The organism is Microbacterium paulum, assembly GCF_015707995.1.
GTDB classification, from domain to species: Bacteria; Actinomycetota; Actinomycetes; order Actinomycetales; family Microbacteriaceae; genus Microbacterium; species Microbacterium paulum.
Map to the genome: position 1 here is coordinate 17,051 of NZ_JAAGRY010000031.1, position 19,261 is coordinate 36,311.

The 19,261-nt window shown below is 67.4% G+C and carries 14 protein-coding genes, 1 tRNA gene and 1 pseudogene; 11 read left to right on the forward strand and 5 right to left on the reverse strand.

Features of this window, described 5'->3' with window-relative positions:
• Entirely contained in the window at positions 1–1,449 is a 1,449-nt protein-coding gene (gene pyk / locus G3N18_RS08805; RefSeq protein WP_196383916.1) for a pyruvate kinase, read from the forward strand.
• A gap of 77 nt (positions 1,450–1,526) precedes the next feature.
• Here the strand turns inward: pyk and G3N18_RS08810 are convergent.
• Positions 1,527–1,607, reverse strand: a tRNA-Leu gene (locus tag G3N18_RS08810).
• Between the two features lie 34 nt (positions 1,608–1,641).
• On the opposite strand from G3N18_RS08810, the gene G3N18_RS08815 reads away from it, so the two are divergent.
• On the forward strand, positions 1,642–2,262 hold the full coding sequence (locus tag G3N18_RS08815; protein ID WP_196383917.1) for an ANTAR domain-containing response regulator: 621 nt from the start codon (positions 1,642–1,644) through the stop codon (positions 2,260–2,262).
• Between the two features lie 39 nt (positions 2,263–2,301).
• Here the strand turns inward: G3N18_RS08815 and G3N18_RS08820 are convergent, their stop codons facing one another.
• Positions 2,302–2,739: a hotdog fold thioesterase gene (locus tag G3N18_RS08820; RefSeq protein ID WP_196383918.1), complete on the reverse strand. Its 438-nt coding sequence runs from the start codon at positions 2,737–2,739 to the stop codon at positions 2,302–2,304.
• Between the two features lie 55 nt (positions 2,740–2,794).
• Here G3N18_RS08820 and polA point away from each other — a divergent pair, with 55 nt between their 5' ends.
• From polA to G3N18_RS08850, 6 genes are all read left to right on the forward strand, one after another.
• On the forward strand, positions 2,795–5,437 hold the full coding sequence (gene polA, locus G3N18_RS08825) for a DNA polymerase I (protein ID WP_196383919.1): 2,643 nt from the start codon (positions 2,795–2,797) through the stop codon (positions 5,435–5,437).
• Between the two features lie 60 nt (positions 5,438–5,497).
• Positions 5,498–7,180: a DUF885 domain-containing protein gene (locus tag G3N18_RS08830; RefSeq protein WP_196383920.1), complete on the forward strand. Its 1,683-nt coding sequence runs from the start codon at positions 5,498–5,500 to the stop codon at positions 7,178–7,180.
• Between the two features lie 71 nt (positions 7,181–7,251).
• Positions 7,252–8,286, forward strand: a complete 1,035-nt coding sequence (locus G3N18_RS08835) for an LLM class flavin-dependent oxidoreductase (protein ID WP_196383921.1) — start codon at positions 7,252–7,254, stop codon at positions 8,284–8,286.
• Positions 8,287–8,299: 13 nt separating this feature from the next.
• Positions 8,300–9,682, forward strand: coding sequence for an MFS transporter (locus tag G3N18_RS08840; protein WP_196383922.1), 1,383 nt, complete (start codon positions 8,300–8,302; stop codon positions 9,680–9,682).
• A 120-nt stretch (positions 9,683–9,802) separates the two neighbouring features.
• Positions 9,803–10,573, forward strand: coding sequence for a GDSL-type esterase/lipase family protein (locus G3N18_RS08845; protein ID WP_196383923.1), 771 nt, complete (start codon positions 9,803–9,805; stop codon positions 10,571–10,573).
• Positions 10,574–10,673: 100 nt separating this feature from the next.
• Positions 10,674–10,934 carry a DUF6458 family protein gene (locus G3N18_RS08850; protein WP_196383924.1) on the forward strand — a complete coding sequence of 87 codons (261 nt, stop codon included), beginning with the start codon at positions 10,674–10,676 and terminating at the stop codon, positions 10,932–10,934.
• Here G3N18_RS08850 and G3N18_RS08855 read toward each other — a convergent pair whose 3' ends face one another.
• Positions 10,935–12,200: an MFS transporter gene (locus G3N18_RS08855; protein WP_196383930.1), complete on the reverse strand. Its 1,266-nt coding sequence runs from the start codon at positions 12,198–12,200 to the stop codon at positions 10,935–10,937. It lies immediately after the preceding gene.
• Between the two features lie 292 nt (positions 12,201–12,492).
• On the opposite strand from G3N18_RS08855, the pseudogene G3N18_RS16600 reads away from it, so the two are divergent.
• Both G3N18_RS16600 and G3N18_RS08860 read left to right on the forward strand, forming a co-directional pair.
• Positions 12,493–12,639 (forward strand): annotated as a pseudogene (locus tag G3N18_RS16600) (IS3 family transposase); the annotation flags it as partial.
• A gap of 110 nt (positions 12,640–12,749) precedes the next feature.
• Positions 12,750–16,070, forward strand: a complete 3,321-nt coding sequence (locus G3N18_RS08860) for a type ISP restriction/modification enzyme (RefSeq protein ID WP_196383925.1) — start codon at positions 12,750–12,752, stop codon at positions 16,068–16,070.
• A 39-nt stretch (positions 16,071–16,109) separates the two neighbouring features.
• Here the strand turns inward: G3N18_RS08860 and G3N18_RS08865 are convergent, their stop codons facing one another.
• Positions 16,110–16,928, reverse strand: coding sequence for a hypothetical protein (locus G3N18_RS08865; protein ID WP_196383926.1), 819 nt, complete (start codon positions 16,926–16,928; stop codon positions 16,110–16,112).
• Positions 16,929–17,068: 140 nt separating this feature from the next.
• Between G3N18_RS08865 and G3N18_RS08870 the strand changes: the two genes are divergently transcribed.
• Entirely contained in the window at positions 17,069–18,268 is a 1,200-nt protein-coding gene (locus tag G3N18_RS08870; RefSeq protein ID WP_196383927.1) for a hypothetical protein, read from the forward strand.
• A 153-nt stretch (positions 18,269–18,421) separates the two neighbouring features.
• Here G3N18_RS08870 and G3N18_RS08875 read toward each other — a convergent pair whose 3' ends face one another.
• Positions 18,422–19,000 (reverse strand): recombinase family protein, encoded by a 579-nt coding sequence (locus tag G3N18_RS08875; RefSeq protein ID WP_196383928.1) that lies wholly within the window; start codon positions 18,998–19,000, stop codon positions 18,422–18,424.
• Positions 19,001–19,261: the final 261 nt, after the last annotated feature.

Here is a 19,261-nt window from a genome sequence, read left to right on the forward strand (position 1 = left end):
GTGAGACGCGCGAAGATCGTCGCCACCCTGGGGCCCGCCACCGAGTCGTATGAGATGATCCGTGCGATCATCGATGCCGGTGTGGACGTGGCCCGCTTGAACCTCAGCCACGGCTCCTATGCCGAGCACGAAGGCCGTTTCGCCAACGTGCGCAAGGCTGCCGACGACGCAGGACGCGCCGTCGCCATCCTCGTCGACCTGCAGGGCCCCAAGATCCGTCTCGGCAAGTTCAGTGACGGACCGCACGACCTCGCCGTCGGCGACACGTTCCGCATCACGACCGACGACGTCGTGGGCACCCGCGACCTCGTCGGCACGACCTTCAAGGGTCTCGCCGGCGACGTCAAGCCGGGCGATTACCTCCTGATCGACGACGGCAAGGTCCGCGTGCAGGTCGAGAGCGTCGACGGCCCCGTCGTGACCACCAAGGTGGTCGTGGCCGGTCAGGTCTCGAACAACAAGGGCATCAACCTGCCCGGCGTTGCGGTGAGCGTCCCCGCGCTCTCCGAGAAGGACGAAGCCGACCTGCGGTGGGGGTTGCAGGCGGGTGCCGACCTCATCGCGCTGTCGTTCGTGCGCGACGCCGCCGACGTCACGCGCGTGCACGAGATCATGGCGGAGGAAGGCCGCAAGGTCCCCGTCATCGCCAAGATCGAGAAGCCGCAGGCCGTCGACAACCTCGAGGAGATCATCGACGCCTTCGACGGCATCATGGTCGCCCGCGGCGACCTCGCCGTCGAGCTGCCGCTCGAAGCCGTCCCGATCGTCCAGAAGGAGGCTGTCGAGCTCTGCCGCCGCATGGCGAAGCCGGTCATCGTCGCGACGCAGATGCTCGAGTCGATGACCCACTCCCCCGTGCCTACGCGTGCTGAGGCGTCCGACGTCGCCAACGCCGTCCTCGACGGCACGGACGCGGTCATGCTCTCGGGCGAGACGAGCGTCGGCGAGTACCCCGTCATCACGGTCCAGACGATGGCCCGCATCGTCGAATCGACGGAAGACCACGGTCTCGAGCGCATCCGCCCGTTCAGCGCGAAGCCCCGCACGCAGGGTGGCATCATCACGCTGGCCGCGAACGAGGTCGCCGAGTTCGTCGGGGCGAAGTTCATCTGCATCTTCACCGAGTCGGGCGATACCGCGCGTCGCATGTCGCGCCTGCGCCCAGGCATCCCGATGATGGCGTTCGCGGTCGACCCCGCGATCCGCCGCCGCATGGCCCTCACGTGGGGCGTGCAGTCGACGCTCGTCGAGCACGTCGCGCACACCGACCTCATGTTCCTGCAGGTCGATGACTTCTTCCTCGGCCAGGGTCTCGCGAAGGAAGGGGACAAGGTCGTCGTGATCTCTGGTTCCCCTCCCGGAATCATCGGTTCGACCAACGACATCCGCATCCACAAGATCGGCGACGCCGTCAACGGCAACGCGCCCATCTACCAGGCGGAGAAGTAGGCCGGGCCGAAAAGCCGAAGACGAAGGGCGGATGCCCGGGGGAGAGCCCCGGGCATCCGCCCTTCGTCTTGGTTGCGTGCCGGTGGTGGGAGTCGAACCCACACGTCCGAAGACAACCGAGTTTGAGTCGGTCGCGTCTGCCATTCCGCCACACCGGCATGTGACGAATCGACGATACCGTAGGATTCAAAGGTGACTGAGCAGGAACTGAGCCCCGCCTCGAACCCGAACGCCCCGCGACGGGTCGTCGTGGCCGAAGACGAATCGCTGATCCGCCTCGACATCGTCGAGATCCTCCGCGACAACGGCTTCGATGTCGTCGGTGAGGCCGGCGACGGCGAGACGGCCGTGGCGCTGGCCACCGAGCTGCGCCCCGACCTCGTCATCATGGACGTGAAGATGCCCGTGCTCGACGGCATCTCCGCCGCCGAGAAGCTCAGCAAGAACCACGTCGCCCCCGTCGTGCTGCTCACAGCGTTCAGCCAGAAGGAGCTCGTCGAGCGCGCGAGCGAGGCGGGTGCCCTCGCCTACGTCGTGAAGCCCTTCACCCCGAACGACCTGCTGCCGGCGATCGAGATCGCCCTGGCCCGCTACGAGCAGATCATCACGCTCGAGGCCGAGGTCGCCGACATGGTCGAGCGCTTCGAGACCCGCAAGCTCGTCGACCGGGCGAAGGGCCTGCTCAACGAGAAGATGGGTCTCAGCGAGCCCGAGGCGTTCCGCTGGATTCAGAAGGCGTCGATGGACCGCCGCCTCACGATGCAAGACGTCGCCAAGGCGATCATCGAGCAGCTCTCGCCCAAGAAGGCCTGAGCCCCGGCATCCCGCCCGCGCGGCACGCTTCCGGGCGGGTCAGGCGCCGTCGGCGCGGTCTTTGATCATGTTGGTGATGCGGATCGTCGAGCAACGCCTGCCCTGGTCGTCGGTCACCGCGATCTCGTGCACCGTGAGCGACCGGCCGAGGTGCACGGGGGTGCAGACCCCCGTCACGATGCCGCTCGTGGCCGACCGGGTGTGGGTCGCGTTGATGTCGACGCCGACCGCCAGGCGGTCAGGCCCCGCGTGCAGGTTCGCCGCCATCGAGCCGAGCGACTCGCCGAGCACCACGTAGGCTCCGCCGTGCATGAGCCCGACCGGCTGCGTGTTGCCTTCGACCGGCATCGTCGCCACGGAGCGCTCGATCGAGAACTCGGTGAACTCGATCCCCATCTTCTCGGCGAGAGCGCCCATGCCTCGGCGGGTGGCCCAGGCGAGACCGTCGGATGCCGGGGGAGTGGACTCTGCGCTCATCGTTCACCTTCGAGATCGATCGGGATGTGTCCGACCCGCTGACTACGCTGGTGGGGTGACGGACTCGGAAAAGCCTACCCTTCTCGTCGTCGACGGCCACTCGCTGGCCTATCGCGCATTCTTCGCGCTGCCCGTCGACAACTTCTCGACGAAAGACGGCCAGCACACCAACGGCATCTACGGCTTCCTGTCGATGTTCGTGAACCTCGTCAAAGCCGAACAGCCGACGCACCTCGCGGTCGCGTTCGACACCTCACGGCACTCGTTCCGCACCGACCAGTACCCCGAGTACAAGGCGACCCGCTCGGCGTCGCCGGCCGAGTTCACCGGGCAGATCCCGCTGCTGCAAGAGGCGCTGGCGGCGATGAACGTCACGGTACTGACGAAGGAGGGGATCGAGGCCGACGACATCCTCGCTACCCTCGCCACCGAGGGCACCGAGGCGGGTTTCGACGTGCTCGTCTGCTCGGGCGACCGCGACACCATCCAGCTCGTCACCGACGACGTGACCCTGCTCTACCCGAGCGTGCAGGGTGTTTCGCAGCTCAAGCGCTACACCCCCGACGCCGTCGTCGAGAAGTACGGCCTGCCGCCGGCGAACTACCCCGACATCGCCGCCCTCGTCGGCGAGACGAGCGACAACCTGCCCGGGGTGCCGAAGGTGGGCGAGAAGACGGCCGTCAAGTGGCTGAACCAGTGGGGCAGCCTCGACGCGCTGCTCGAGAACGCCGACAAGATCACCGGCGTCGTGGGCGGCAACCTGCGCGAGCACCTCGACGACGTGCGTCGCAACCGGTCGCTGAACGCGCTGCTGCGCGACGTCGAACTACCCGTCGGTCCTGAAGACCTCGCCGTGCAGCCGATCGACGCGCAGGCCGTGCGCGACATCTTCGCCCGGCTCGAGTTCCGCACCCTGTTGCCCCGGGTGTTCGAGGCGCTGGGCGGCGACGCCGACGAGGCATCCGCGGGCAGTGCCCCCGCCGTGGCCGCCCCTGTGCCGGCCGAGCTCGCCGCCCCCGCTGCCGTCGCGGAGTGGATCGAGGCGCACCCGGGCGAGCTGGCCCTCACCGTGACGATCGGCGGCGGACTGCCCGCCCGCGTCGGCATCGCCTCGCTCGACGCCGCGGTCGAGGCGCCGTGGAGCGACGATCTTGCCGACGCCCTCCGTGACTGGCTCGAGTCGGACGCGCCGAAGGTGCTCACCGATGCGAAGCCGCAGGTGAAGGCCCTGCGCCGTGCGGGCATCGCGCTGGGCGGGCTCTCGTTCGACCCGATCCTCGCCGGGTGGCTCGTGCGGCCGAGCTTTCCCGACAAGACCCTCGGCGACCTCGTGGGCCGCTACCTCGACGAGAAGCTGCCCGAGGCCGATCCGCGCCAGCTCGTGCCCGAGACCGAGGGCGCGACACCGGGTCAGCTCGGCTGGTACGCCCTGCGCGTGACCGAGCGGATCCGCGAAGAGATGCCCGCGTCGGTCGCCGCAGTGCTCACCGACATCGAGCTGCCGACCCTCGGCGCGCTGGCCGACATGGAGCTCGCCGGTGTGGCGATCTCGCACGAGAAGCTCTCGGCGTTCTCGTCGGAGCTCGCCGCCCGCGCTGACGACATCGCCACCCGCGCGTACGCGGAGATCGATCGCGAGGTGAATCTCGGTTCGCCCAAGCAGCTGCAGGACGTGCTCTTCGAGCAGCTCCAGCTGCCGAAGACCCGCAAGACCAAGACCGGCTATTCGACGGATGCCGCGGTGCTCGCCGATCTGCAGGAGTCGAACCCGCACCCCTTCCTCGATCTGCTGCTGCAGCATCGCGAGGCAACGAAGCTCCGCCAGATCATCGAGTCGCTCGACGTCGCGATCGGACCCGACGGGCGCGCGCACACGACGTATCTGCAGACGGGCAGCCAGACGGGGCGACTCTCGAGCACCGACCCCAACCTGCAGAACATCCCGATCCGGAACGAGGAGTCGCACCGCATCCGTGCGGCGTTCGAGGTCGGGGAGGGGTACGAGACGCTCCTCACCGCCGACTATTCGCAGATCGAGATGCGCATCATGGCGCACCTGTCGGGCGACGCCGGTCTCATCGAGGCGTTCAACTCGGGCGAAGACCTGCACCGCTTCGTCGGCTCGCGCGTCTTCGGGGTCGCCCCCGCCGATGTCACCCCGGCGATGCGCACGAAGGTGAAAGCGATGAGCTACGGCCTCGTCTACGGCCTGAGCGCGTTCGGACTGTCGAAGCAGCTGCGCATCGACCAGTCCGAGGCGAAGCTGCTGATGAGCGAGTACTTCGCCCGGTTCGGCGCCGTGCGCGACTATCTGCGCGAGTCCGTCGCCCAGGCGCGCATCGACGGTTACACCGAGACGATCTTCGGCCGCCGTCGGCCTTTCCCCGACCTCGGCAGCCCCAACCGGGTGCTGCGCGAGAACGCCGAGCGCGCGGCGCTGAACGCCCCGATCCAGGGCAGCGCCGCCGACATCATGAAGCTCGGTCTGCTGCACATCCACGATCAGCTCGTCACCGCCGGTCTGCGCTCGCGCGTGCTGCTGCAGATCCATGACGAGCTCGTGGTCGAAGTCGCGCCGGGGGAGTGGGACGCAGTGGAGACCATCGTGCGCGAGCGCATGGGCGACGCCGCCGACCTGTCGGTACCGCTCGACGTGCAGATCGGGCGCGGCGAGAACTGGGACGTCGCCGGGCACTGACGACGGCCCGGGTACCGAGCTGACACCCGGTGTCGCTGAGGGTGGGATTAGGCTCGAGGAATGACCGACGCACAGCCCACCCCGCGCACCCCCACGCCCGTCGACGCGATCGCCGAGGGCTGGGTCGACGAGGTCGCCGAGCTCGTGCCGACCGTCGCGACCTACATCGGGCGGTTCGAGCACAACGGTCGCCTCGAAGACCTCTCGCCCGCAGGGCACGAGGCGCGCTACCGCGCGACGCAGGCGACCCTCGCGGCGCTCGAGGCCGCGGAGCCTGTCGACGAGGTCGACGTCGTGACCAAAGCCGACCTCGCGGGAGACCTGCGCCTGTCGATCGCGCTCTACGAGGCGGGAGCGCACCTGCGCGACCTCAACGTGATCGCCTCGCCCCCGCAAGATCTGCGGAGCGTGTTCGATCTCATGCCGACCGACACGGTCGAGGACTGGACGATGATCTCCGACCGGCTGCGCGCCGTCCCGGCCGCCCTCGACGGGTACGTGCAGACGCTCCGCGCCGGCATCGAGGCGGGCGTCGTGCCCGCGCGGCGCCAGGTGCGCGAGGTCGTCACCCAGATCGCCCGCTACACCTCCGACACCGGGTTCTTCGCGTCGTTCGCGCACGACGCCGTGCCCGCCGAGGGGCACCTTCCCGCCTCCCTGGCCAAGGCGGTATCGGAGCACGCGGGCGCCGCGCGCGTGGCCTACGACGAACTCGCCGCGTTCCTCCGCGACGAGCTCGCACCCGTGGCATCCGAGCACGACGCCGTCGGGCGGGAGCTCTACGCCCTGCACTCGCGCCGGTTCCTCGGCGCCGAGATCGACCTCGACGAGACGTACGAGTGGGGTGTCGCCGAGCTCGCGCGCATGGTCGCCGAGCAAGAGGCGATCGCGAACGAGATCCTCCCCGGCGCGAGCGTCGCGGAGGCCGTCGCCTTTCTCGAGCAAGACTCCGCCCGCAAACTGTACGGCACCGACGCGCTGCAGGCGTGGATGCAAGAGACGAGCGATCGCGCTGTCGCCGAGCTGGGGGAGAGCCACTTCGACATCCCCGAGCCCATCCGCACGCTCGAGTGCATGATCGCGCCGACGAACGAGGGCGGCATCTACTACACCGGCCCGACAGACGACTTCTCGCGCCCGGGCCGCATGTGGTGGTCGGTGCCCGAGGGCGTCGACTCGTTCGACACGTGGCGTGAGCTCACGACCGTCTACCACGAGGGTGTTCCGGGCCACCACCTGCAGATCGCGCAGGCCGTCTACAACCGCGCCGAGCTGAACGCGTGGCGACGCCTGCTCGCCGGCTCGAGCGGTCACGCAGAGGGTTGGGCGCTCTACGCCGAGCGCCTCATGGAGCAGCTCGGCTACCTCGACGACCCCGCCGATCGGCTCGGCATGCTCGACGGCCAGCGCATGCGCGCGGCGCGGGTGGTGCTCGACATCGGCGTGCACCTCGGCAAGCCGCGCCTCGACGGCGAGGGTGTGTGGGACGCCGACTACGCGCTCGAGTTCATGCGCCAGAACGTCAACATGCCCGACGAGTTCATCCGCTTCGAAGTGAACCGCTACCTCGGGTGGCCGGGGCAGGCGCCGTCGTACAAGGTCGGTCAGCGCATCTGGGAGCAGATCCGCGACGAGACCGCCGAGCGCGAGGGCGACGACTTCGACATCAAACGCTTCCACATGCGGGCGCTGCGCCTCGGCGGTGTCGGCCTCGACACCCTGCGGATGGCTCTCGCGGAGTGACGGCCCGCCGCGGGGTGCGTTGACGGACGGATGCCGGGAATGCGGCATCCCCGCGGATGGTTCACATTCACATGAATGAACTGGCACTGGGTCTCGACACCTTCGGCGACATCACGCTGCGCGCGGACGGCTCCCGCTCCAGCGACGCGCAGACGATCCGCGACATCGTCGACGAGGCGGTGCGTGCCGACGAGGTCGGGCTGTCGTTCTTCGGCGTGGGGGAGCACCACCGTCACGAGTTCGCGGTGTCAAGCCCCGAGCTCGTGCTCGCGGCGGCCGCTGCGCGCACCGAGAAGATCCGCCTCGGCACGGCGGTCACGGTGCTCTCGAGCGATGACCCGGTGCGGGTCTACGAGCGCTTCGCGACGCTCGACGCGCTCTCGAACGGGCGCGCCGAGGTCATCCTCGGGCGCGGGTCCTTCATCGAGTCGTTCCCGCTGTTCGGCTACGACCTCGCCGACTACGAGGTGCTCTTCGAAGAGAAGCTCGACCTGTTCTCGCAGCTGCGCGACGAGAAGCCGGTCACCTGGCAGGGCACCACGCGCGCCGCGCTCGACGGTGCCGACGTCTACCCGAAGACGGCGAACGGCATCACGGCGTGGGTCGGCGTGGGCGGATCGCCCGAGTCGGTCGTGCGCACCGCCCGGTACGGCTACGGCCTGATGCTCGCGATCATCGGCGGCTCGGCCGAGCGCTTCCGCCCCTACGTCGACCTCTACCACCGCTCACTCGACTCGTTCGGGCGGGACCGTCTGCCGGTAGGCATCCATTCGCCCGGACACATCGCCGACACCGACGCGCAGGCGTGGGAGGAGCTCTACCCGGCGATGGAGGCGAACCACAACGCGATCGGCGCGGAGCGCGGCTGGCCGCCGTACAGCCGGCTGCAGTTCCAGCACGACATCGGCCCCGAGGGTGCGATCTACGCGGGCTCGCCCGAGACCGTCGCCCGCAAGATCGCCGCGACCGTGCAGACGCTCGGCGCCGACCGGTTCGACCTCAAGTACGCCAACGGCACCCTCGAGCACGGCAAGCTGCTGCACTCGATCGAGCTCTACGGCACCGTCGTGGCGCCCATGGTGCACGATCTGCTGGCGCGCGGCTGAGTAGCATGCATCCATGACGGATGCCTCCCCCCGCGCCACCTCGACGGTGTCGGCGCGTCTCGACGCCCTCCCGTTCACGCGGGCGCATCTGAAGGTGCTGACCGGTTCCGGGCTCGGCTGGGCGCTGGATGCCATGGACGTCGGGCTCGTCTCTTTCGTGCTCGCCGCCCTCATCGCCGAGTGGTCGCTGACGGGGGAGCAGGCCTCGTGGATCGCCTCGGCCGGGTTCGTCGGCATGGCGATCGGTGCGACTCTCGGTGGATTGCTCGCCGACCGGTTCGGGAGACGATCGGTGTTCGCGGTGACGCTGCTCATCTACGGACTCGCGACCGGCGCGAGCGCCCTCGTCGGCGGGCTCGCCGCCCTCATCGCACTGCGCGTGATCGTGGGGCTCGGCCTCGGAGCCGAACTGCCGGTGGCGAGCACGTACGTCAGCGAGTTCGCCCCGGCGCGCATGCGCGGGCGCCTGATCGTGATCCTCGAGGCGTTCTGGGCGGTGGGCTGGACCGCTGCCGCGCTCATCGGCTACCTCGTGATCCCGAACGTCGCCGACGGGTGGCGGTGGGCCTTCGCCCTCGGCGCGATCCCCGCGGCCTACGCGCTGGTGGTGCGCTGGGGCCTGCCCGAGTCGGCGCGCTGGCTCGAGCGCCAGGGTCGGCACGACGAGGCGGAAGCGGTCGCGGAGCGGTTCGAGACGGCGGCGCCGCTCGGCACGTCGCGGCGTCGCCGGCCGCAGCGGTCTGTGGAGCCGGTGGCCCAAGCCGCGCCGGCCGCCACGCCGGTCCGGCTGTCGGCCGGCGATCGGTTGCGGACGCTCTGGGCGCCGGAGTTCCGCGTGCGCACCGCAGCGCTCTGGATCGTCTGGTTCTGCGTCAACTTCGCCTACTACGGCGCGTTCATCTGGATCCCGTCGATCCTGTTCGCGCAGGGCTACGACCTCGTCAAGTCGTTCGGGTTCACCCTGCTGATCACCCTGGCCCAGCTTCCCGGGTACGCCGTGGCCGCCTGGCTCATCGAGGTGTGGGGCCGGCGCACGACACTGTCGGTGTTCCTCGTCGGCTCGGCGATCGCCGCGGTGCTGTTCGGCACGGCGACGGGGGAGGGGGCGATCATCGCGACCGGGATGGCGCTGTCGTTCTTCAACCTCGGCGCGTGGGGCGCGCTCTACGCCGTGACGCCGGAGAACTACCCGACGTCGCTCCGCGCGACGGGATCGGGGTGGGCCGCGGGGGTCGGCCGCATCGCGTCGATCGTCGCACCGCTGACGGTGCCGGTGCTTCTCGGCCTCGGCGGCGCGCCGCTCCTGTTCACCGTGTTCGGCGCCTTCTTCGTGATCGCCGCCGCGGCGGCCTGGGGGCTCGCCGACCGGCGCGGCGCCGCGCTCGACGATCGCTGAGCGCGGCGCCCCGGACCTCGACAGCATCCCGCCCGGCGACACCGTCGCCGGGCGCGGCGGTCGCCGAGCGGGGTGGGAGGCGTGCGCGGGGTGACGCTGCTGTGCGCGTAGGCTCGTCGGGTGGCATCCGTTCGCTTCGTCGCCATCGGCGACTCGTTCACCGAAGGCGTGGGCGATGAGCTCCCCGATGGCACCGTGCGGGGGTGGGCCGATCTCACCGCGCAGGGCTGGGCCGATTCGCGCGGCGACAGCATCGAATACGCCAACCTCGCGATCCGCGGCAAGCTCGTGTGGCCGATCGTCGCCCAGCAGCTCGAGCCCGCGCTCGCCCTGAAGCCCACGCACCTGTCGTTCAACGGCGGCGGCAACGACATGCTCCGCCCGCGCACCTCCATCTCCCACATCGCCGACGCGTTCAGCCAGGTGCTGCGCCGTTGCGATGAGGAGGGCGTGCAGCTGATCCTGCTGTCCGGCGCGAACCCGTCGGCGCAGCTGCCGCTCAGCCGGCTGATCCAGCGCCGCGGCGACGTCATGTCGGAGGCGGTCGTCGCGCGGATGGGCGGGCGGTCCGACGTCGTGCAGGCGCTGAACTGGCCGGATGCCGCGCTGTCGAGCCCCTCGTTCTGGTCGGAGGATCGGCTGCACATGAACAGCCGTGGCCACCACCGTGTCGCCGCTCGGGTGCTCGACGCGCTGGGGGAGACCGTGCCGGAGGGCTGGTGGGAGCTGCCCGAACGGGACGATACGGTACGGCTCGCGCGGGGCGACTACTTCCGCGAGCACCTCGGGCCGTGGGTCAAGCGGCGCCTCACCGGCACGTCGTCCGGCGATGGGCGCGCGGCGAAGTTCGGCGGCGAGTGGATCGAGGTCGCGCCGCGATCCATGTTGTGAGCATGCGGAGGGGGACGCTGTCAAGGGGGACGCACGATCTCGTGGCATCCACGAAGATTGTGCGGTCCACCCCGGAACACCCACCGTCAGGAGCATCATCGTGAGTATCGGAGCCGGCATCGCCCTGGTCGTCATCGGAGCGATCCTCGTTTTCGCCATCAACGTCGACACGAGTCAGTTCATCGACCTCGACCTCGTCGGCTACATCCTGATGGGAGCGGGCGTCGTCGTCTTCCTCATCGGGCTCGTGTTCGTGTTCCGTCGCCGGTCGACCGAACAGGTGACGCGCACGGTCGACCCGGTCGCGGGGGAGCGGGTCACCCGCACCGAGGCCAGCAGCTCGGGCGACGGCGTCGTCTGATTAGTCGCGTGCTCGGGCTGGGCGGCCGCGGCGCGGTTCGTCGAGCCCGAGCAGCACGCGGGTCTTCCGGCGTTCGATCACGATGAAGGTCCAGCCGATCACCCAGAGCGGCACTTGCGTGAGGAAGGCCAGCCGGAAGGCATCCAACTGGTAGGTGCTCGGTGTGCCGGCGCCCTGCAGATCGAGGGCGAGCCCGATCGCGAAGATCGCGATGAGGGCGGCGAGGAAGCCGCCGACGTTGGTGATGCCGGTGGCCGTGCTGAGGCGGTGCGCCGGGTTGTGCGTGCGGGCGTGGTCGAACGCGATCATCGAGGCCGGCCCGCCCATGGCGAGGGCGAACGCGAGGAGATACAGCAGGGCGATCGGGGCGGGCCCAGGCCACGCGATGACGATGAGCCACACGGTCGCCTGCACCGCGATCGCCGGCAGCACGAGGGCGCGCGAGCGCAGGTGGGGGATTCGCCGCGACAGATCGCCCATGATGGGACCGAGGCCCATGCCCACCACGACGTACGTCGAGAGGATCGCGGCCGCCTGCGGCTTCGACAGACCTTCGCCGGCGGTGAGGAACGGCATGCCCCACAGCAGCACGAAGGCGGTGCCGGCGAAGGGGGTCGTGAAATGCGACCAGAAGGCGAGCCGCGTGCCGGGGTGCGCCCAGGCCGCGCGGATGCCGACCCCGGTGTCCATCGAGGAGCGCACGATCTTGATCGCGCCCGTGTCGGTGTCGACCGTGACGTCGGCGCCGATCTCCGGCGGGTGATTGCGGATGAACACCGCGACGAGGATCGCGAACAGCACGCAGAGACCCGCGATGCCGCCGAATGCGATCTCCCAGCTGGTCGCGTGCAGCAGGGATGCCAGGGGAGCGAGAGCCAAGAGCTGACCCGCCTGACCGACGAGGCCGGTGAGCTGACTCATCAGCGGCCCGCGCTGCGCGGGGAACCATGTGGCGATGAGGCGGAGGACGCCCGGGAAGACCGCGGCGTCACCTGCACCGAGCAGCATGCGCGCGAAGATCGCGACCCCGACGCTGGGGGAGAAGGCGAGAGTCAGCTGCCCGGACGCCATCAGCAGCATGCCGATGGTCATGATCGGCCGGGCGCCGTAGCGGTCGAGCAGCAGCCCGATCGGAATCTGCATTCCGCCATAGACCGCGAGCTGCACCACGGCGAACATCGACAGCGTCGCGGCATCCGCACCGAACCGCTCAGCCGTGTCGACACCGACCGCCGACAGCGAGCTGCGGTTGACCACCGCAAGCATGTACGCCGCGACCCCGACGCCCCAGATGAGCCAGCCGCGCCACCCCGGTCCCGTTGCGGCGGAGCGCACATGGTCGAAAGTCACCCGTCTACGCTACTCCTGCTGCCCGGTGTCATTGGAGATGTCACCCTCTATAATCTTCTGACCTGGGGTTTGTCGCGTCCGGTGGCACGAGCTCCGGCGTGTGGTGTGTCATCGGACATGTCAATTCTGGTGGCGTTTTGGGGGACGTTCAATTCGAGCATCACACTTGGCTCATGGGCGAGTGGTGCCGCCTGACCGGGCCGGCAAAGTCGAACGGGTCGCGGTGGGCTGGGTCGACTGGTACAACGCCAGGCGACTGCACTCCACCCTCGGCGACGTCCCACCCAATGAGCATGAGGCCGCGTACTACGCTGACCTCGAAAGACCAGCCCACCCGGTGCTGGAACCCGAATAGGAACGGCAGGAACCGGGGGCGGTTCAGAATGCGATCCCAACGGGTCCGGTAGCGGCGCGAGATCGCGTCGTAGGTGATTGGTGTCGCGCGTGCTTAGTAGGGTGTGGCTCATGGCCACAACTGTCGACTCCGCCGTCAGCGCGCTTGGCGCCGAACTCAAGCAAAAGCTGGCGCAGCCCGTGGTCACGGGTGACCCCGAAGAACAGCTACGGACACCGCTGGACACCTTTCTGCGCGCGGCTGCTGGCGCGCTGGGTTTCACTGACGTGAACGTGATCGGCGAGGTGAAGATGGCGGACATCTCGTCCCGCCCCGACTTCGCGGTGACAATCGGCAGCGCGCTGACGGGCTTCGTCGAGGTGAAGGCGCTCGGAAAGGGAGCCGACCCACGTGCGTACAAGAACAAGCACGACAAATCTCAGTTCGAGCGGCTTCGACTTCTCCCGAACGTGCTCTACACCGACGCCCAGTCGTGGTCGCTGTGGCAGAACGGAGATCTGGTCGGTCGTATTGAGCGTTTCGACGGCGATGTGGCCAGCGCCGGTGCTGGCCTGGCCGCCAGCGAGTCGTTGGAAGGGCTGCTCCGAGCGTTCCTGAGCTGGACGCCGATCCCGCCGGCTAACGCAGGCGAGCTCGCTCGCGTGTCCGCGCGATTGAGTCGACTGTTGAGAGCAGAAGTGGTCTCCGAGCTCAGCGATGGCGCGCGGACTCTCCGCTCCACGGCGGATGACTGGCGGAACCTCTTGTTCCCGACAGCTGACGATGCACAGTTCGCCGACGGATATGCGCAAGCCGTCATGTTCGGCCTGCTCATCGCCCGGGCGAAAGATATCTCGATCGAGCAGGACACCGATCAGATCGGCAAGCAGCTGGGGGCGACGAACTCGTTGATCGGTCGCGCGCTCCAGGTCCTCGGAACGGTCGCAGAAGACGAATCGGGACTGAAGGCTGTCCTCGACACCGCGAAGCGGGTGCTCTCCGCGGTGGACTGGAAGAAGGTCGAGAAAGGCAGTCGCCGAGACGCCTGGCTGTACTTCTACGAGGACTTCCTCGCGACCTATGACAGCAAACTGCGTAAGCAGACCGGCAGCTACTACACGCCGATCCCCGTCGTCGCCGCGATGACAAAGCTGACCGATGAGGCGGTCCAGAACCTGCTCGAGCTGCCCGCCGGCCTTGCTGACGACACGGTCACGCTCATTGACCCGGCGATGGGAACCGGTGCCTTCCTCCTGGAGACGCTGCGCCTCGTTGCCGAGCGCCATGCCGCTGACTACGGCCCTGCTGCGCAAGGTCCAGCGCTTACTGAACGCCTCAAGAAGGTCATCGGCTTCGAGATCCAGCTCGGGCCGTATGCCGTGGCTCAGCTTCGCTTACTCGCCGAGCTCGCGGCACTCGGCTCGGGGGCAACAGCGGACCACCTCAGGACCTACGTTGCCGACACGCTGAGCGACCCGAACGCCGAGCACCGCACCATCGGACAGTTCTACGAGCCGATCGCGGAGTCGCGTCGCCACGCTGACAAGGTGAAGCGGGACGAGCAGATTCTCGTTGTTCTTGGCAACCCGCCGTATAAGGACAAAGCCAAGGGCAAGGGCGGCTGGGTCGAGAGCGGCGCGAAGGACGGCTTCGTGCCGCTGGATGACTTCACGCCCCCCAAAGAGTGGAAGCTTGGGCCTCACCTCAAGCAATTGCGCAACTCCTATGTCTACTTCTGGCGCTGGGCGACATGGAAGGTGTTCGACTCGGTCCCGCAGGACTCCCCAGGCATCGTGACTTTCATTACCGTTGCGGGCTTCCTGGATGGTGCTGGCTTCCAGCAGATGCGCGCGAAGATGCGCGAGCAGGCGACGGACATCTTCGTCGTTGACTGCTCACCGGAGGGCATGATGCCCGACACGAATACTCGGATATTCCAAGCTGTGCCGCATCCAGTGTGCATTGTCATTGCCGTGCGCAGACCCGGCGGAAGCTCGACGGCTGCCTCTGTGAGAACTCGCACACTGGCTGCAGGCAACCGCGAGAAGAAGTTCGCGGAGCTTGCGGCCATCTCGCTCGACGATGACGGGTGGGAAGAAGTCTCCGACGCGCCGCGGTCGCCGTTCACTGCGGTCGGCGACCCGCGATGGACGCGGCATCCTCTCCTCGACGATCTGTTCACTTACGACGGTTCCGGGGCGATGACCGGTCGGACCTGGGTCATCGCTTCAGATTCGTGGACCTTGAACGAGCGGGTGAAGGCGCTTCAATCTGAACAGCGGCTTGAGCGGCAGCGCGAGCTGTTCACAGAGGGCGCGGGCCTGAGGGTCGACAAACCACTTACCGATGCACTCCCCGGATACACGATACGCGGGGTAGGAATCGGCGAAGACACAAGCGCCGAACCGCCGATTCGATACGCATTCCGCTCTCTCGACCGTCAGTGGATCATCCCTGACAAGCGTGTGCTGAACCGCCCCAACCCGACTCTATGGGCGACGGCATCTGGCTCGCAGGTTTATATCACCGCACCGAACGTCGATGCGCCGAGTGGCTCCGCGGGTCTCACCGTGTGCGCCACTCCGCCCGACATGCACCACTATGGCGGTCGGGGTGGGCGCGCCTACCCGTTGTGGGCTGACGCCGCTGCAATCACGCCGAACCTGAGATCTGAAGTGCTGGACGCGCTCGAGCTCGCTTACGGACGTCCGGTGCTTGCCGACGAGGTCGCGGCGTACATCGTTGCCGTGGCGTCCCACCCTGCCTACGTCACGACCTTCGCGAGTGATCTGACGACGCCGGGGGTACGAATCCCGATGACAGCCAGAGCCGACCTCTTCGACCGTGCAGTCGCTAACGGCAAGCGGTCCATCTGGTACCAGACCTACGGGCAGCGGATGAAACAGACAGAACAGTTGGCGAGTTTGGGAGGGGTGCCTCGGCTACCCGCCGACCGCGCCCCGCAGAACGTGACGGCGATCCCGGCCACGAACGCCGACTTCCCGAACACGCTCACCTATGACGCGGATCTTCAGCGCCTTTCGGTTGGTCAGGGGGTGATCGACCGGGTGACGCCGGCCATTCGCGCGTACTCCATCGACGGCGTGAACATTATCGACAAGTGGTTCTCATACCGGAAGCTCGACCGGTCCCGTCCCGTCATCGGAGATCGACGCGTCTCGGACCTCATGAAGATTCAGCCGGATCACTGGTTGCCTGAGTACACGACTGACCTCGTCGACCTCCTGAACGTCATCGGCTTGCTGGTTGATCTCGAAGGCGAGCAAGCAGAGCTCCTGGCCGAGATCCTCGCTGGGGAGATCGTGGAGGACTTGGCAGGGCTCGGCGAGGACGCGAGTTCTGCCACTCCTGCTGCGAAGCACTCGGCGAAGCAGCTTCGGGAGGAACAAGCCGGGCAGGGTAGCTTCAACTTCGATGACCTGGGTGAGTGATCCAAGAGCAACCGAGGAGTCACCGAGCTACGAATCGATCTATGGAGTCGCTTTGGAGTCGTGCCATTTCGCCACCGCAGCGTGCGTCGCTCGGTGACTGATCGCCAGGATCATGAGCATCCAGTCTGATCGCGCTGACAGCGTGCCACGGACGATGCCGTCGTTGATCTCGATGTCCGAGAACGCGAGGCCGAGCGCCCCTCGGCGCATCGAGGGGTGAGTGAACCCGCTCGCGAGACGCCACATGAAGACCAGCTTCTCGTGCTCGATGCCGAGCGCCTCGCCGGCGTCGCGCACGATGGTCTCCCAGCTGGGGCGGCAGTTCTCGTACTCGTCCGCGAAGATGCCGTTCGCCGCTGCTACGTCGCGAAGGTGCTGCCTGTGCGCCTTTCGTCGAGTCGCTTCCTTGCGCACGGTGTCGTGAGTCTCCGCTGCAGTCTTGCCAACCAGGCCGCTCTTCACGAGCGCGGTGTCGAAAGTCAACTCATCGTGACCGGCCTGCAGGCGACGTACGACGCGCGTACGACGGTCCTCCGGTGCGAGCACCCATGCGGCCATGCTGGCGCTCTCAATCTGAGCCCTCAGAAGCGGGTACAGCGCGACCAAAGGCAACTCAATGGTTCCATCGTCTCGACGCAGCATGGCGCGTGAAGACTCGGCCATGTCGGCTGCCTGCATGAGGCAATAGCTGACGAACTGGCTGATCTGGATCGGGTGCGTGGCCTTGTCATCGTCTGCGAGCCGGGAGCCCTCGGCCGCTGACAGCTGTTGCTCGCGCGCGTGGTCGGCGCCTAGGGTCGCCTGCAACTCAAGGAAGCGCGCGAACGCACCAAGGAGCTTGTCGTCGTCAGTTGACACATTTCCCTCTCGCTTGGGGCGGCTCGTTCGCCTCATTCTGGTGGGTCGATCTCCGCCCGGAGATTGCCGCGTGTCCACGGTCATTCCCCGAGACGTGGCGTTGCATTCCGATGTCGCTGCCCGCCGATACATTTCTACACATGGCGCAGACCGCGATCGAGCGATACCGACAGCACGGCGTGTGGGACCTCATTGAACTGAAGAGGGGTGCGCTCGAGACTGTCAAGTACTCACAGCAGCCGTACGAGGACAACAGGCTTACGGTCATCACGATGCTCGAAGCCGCGGCACGCTCGAAGTCGAATGCTCAGCCGGACTTGTACGACGACACGCTGGATGCCATCGCGAACTACCTCAACCAGCTCTCCACCGACGAACAGTCATTCGCATCGTGGGCGAACCAGAATTACGTCAACGAGTTGCGGGCGCGTGTGCGGCAACTGCCTGGGCCCCCGCCTAGGCAAGTGAACGAGAGCTACCTCGTTGCGCTCGACACCGCTGTAGCCGCGCGCCAGCAGGAGTTGGACGGGGTGCGCGAAGCTCTCAACACGCTCAAGGCTGAAGCAGACGAGAAGACTGCCGAGCTCAAGAAGCTCGCCAAGGAGATCGCCGCGCAGCGGGAAAAGCTCAACGCTGATGCGGCGACAATCACGCAGGTCGTCAGCACCGCCGATGAGCAGCTGCGCCGCGAGTGGGAGTCCGCACTCGCCGCTTGGGAACAGGATCGTGACACGCGCGAAAAGGCGCACGACGACGAGATGGCGACGCACGTTCAGCTGCTGTCGACGGCAGCGCTCACGGGGCGCCGGCTGGTGGAACAGGCCGCCGGGAACCTCACCGCAACGGACTGGGCAGGTCGCGTTAAGCGGGAGCGCTGGAACGCACACGGGCTGCGATGGGCTTCGTTCGCGTTCTTCGCGGCCGCACTCTTCGTCGGGGCCTGGGTCATGTGGGTCGCGATCAGCAAAGACATGACGTTGACGATCGGCGACGGCATTCTTCGAGGCGCGCTCGTCTTGGCGCTCGTCGGAGTCGGCTCATTTCTCACTGTCGAGTCGCGCCGACACTTCAAGGAAGCCGACAGCGCGGAGGACGTGAAGCTCGCGTTGACGGCCCTGGAGCCGTTCTACGCCAGCGCCGACGACACCGAGCGTGCGAGTGCCCGCCGCACACTGGGTGACACCGTGTTCATCAAGAACACGCTGTCCAGGTTCAGCAGTCGCGATGCCGCGAAGCACTCGACGCCGTCCAACGAGCAGCTCAACCAGATCGTGGACACCATCGCCAAGGGAACCGAAGCAACAGCCAAGGCCACAAAGCTCGGCGGCACCGCGAACTGATTTGCCCTCCCCGGGAATCCAGCGGGCAGTCTTAAATCTGTGAGCTTACGCGACGATGGCAGCTACATGTGTCGTGGTTGGCCCGCTCGCTCCTCTGCCCGCGCGAGGGGCGCTCAACGCGCCGGCTGTAGGCAGCCGGGTGATGGCCCGCGGCTACTGCTGGGGGTCGGCAAGAGCGCGGTGCAGCGTGCTCCTGTCTACCTCGTACCGGCGGGCGACTTCAGCCTTCGGAACGCCGGTCGAGATGAGTTGGCGTGCCTCGTCGAGTTGGACGGGCGTAAGCTTTCGAGCTCGACCGCGGTATCGGCCTTCCGCTTTGGCGATCCGGATGCCCTCGGCCTGGCGTTCCCGGATGAGCGCGCGTTCAAACTCAGCGAACGCGCCAAGCATGTGCAGCATCAGCTGTGAGAGAGGGTCATTCGTGTCGGGGGAGTAGGTCTGCCCCTCCTTGACGAACTGCACCGCCGCGCCCTTGCCGATGATTTCGTCGACGATGTCCCGCATGTCCCGCAGCGATCGTGCGAGCCGGTCCATCGACGCAACGCGAACGGTGTCGCCGTCGCGGATGTACTTGGTGCATTCGTCAAGGGCAGTGCGGTTGTTGCGGCTGCCCCCGCTGACCTTGTCGGAGAAGACTCGGTCGACTTCGCCGATTGCTTCGAGTTGGCGGGCGAGGTTCTGGTCGTCGCTGCTGACGCGGACGTATCCGACTGTTTGTGTGCGTTGCGGCATCTCTAGATCCCTGCCCAGTTTCGTTGCGATCTCCTCGGAAGGACTCTATCGCCACGCCCTCAGGTCAGGTATCGGTGTGTTGTGTTGGGGTATACCCCAAAGCAACGCTCGCTACTCGCTCGGGTTCTCCCATCCGCTAGATGCTTCCCCGAGCTTGTCAAGTTGTGTGTGTAAGTGGGCCTTGCCTCGGGGTGTTAGAGGTAGCGGTTGATGCGCTCGGGGTAGACGATCGAGAGTTGCTCGAGGGCTTTCATCCAGTTC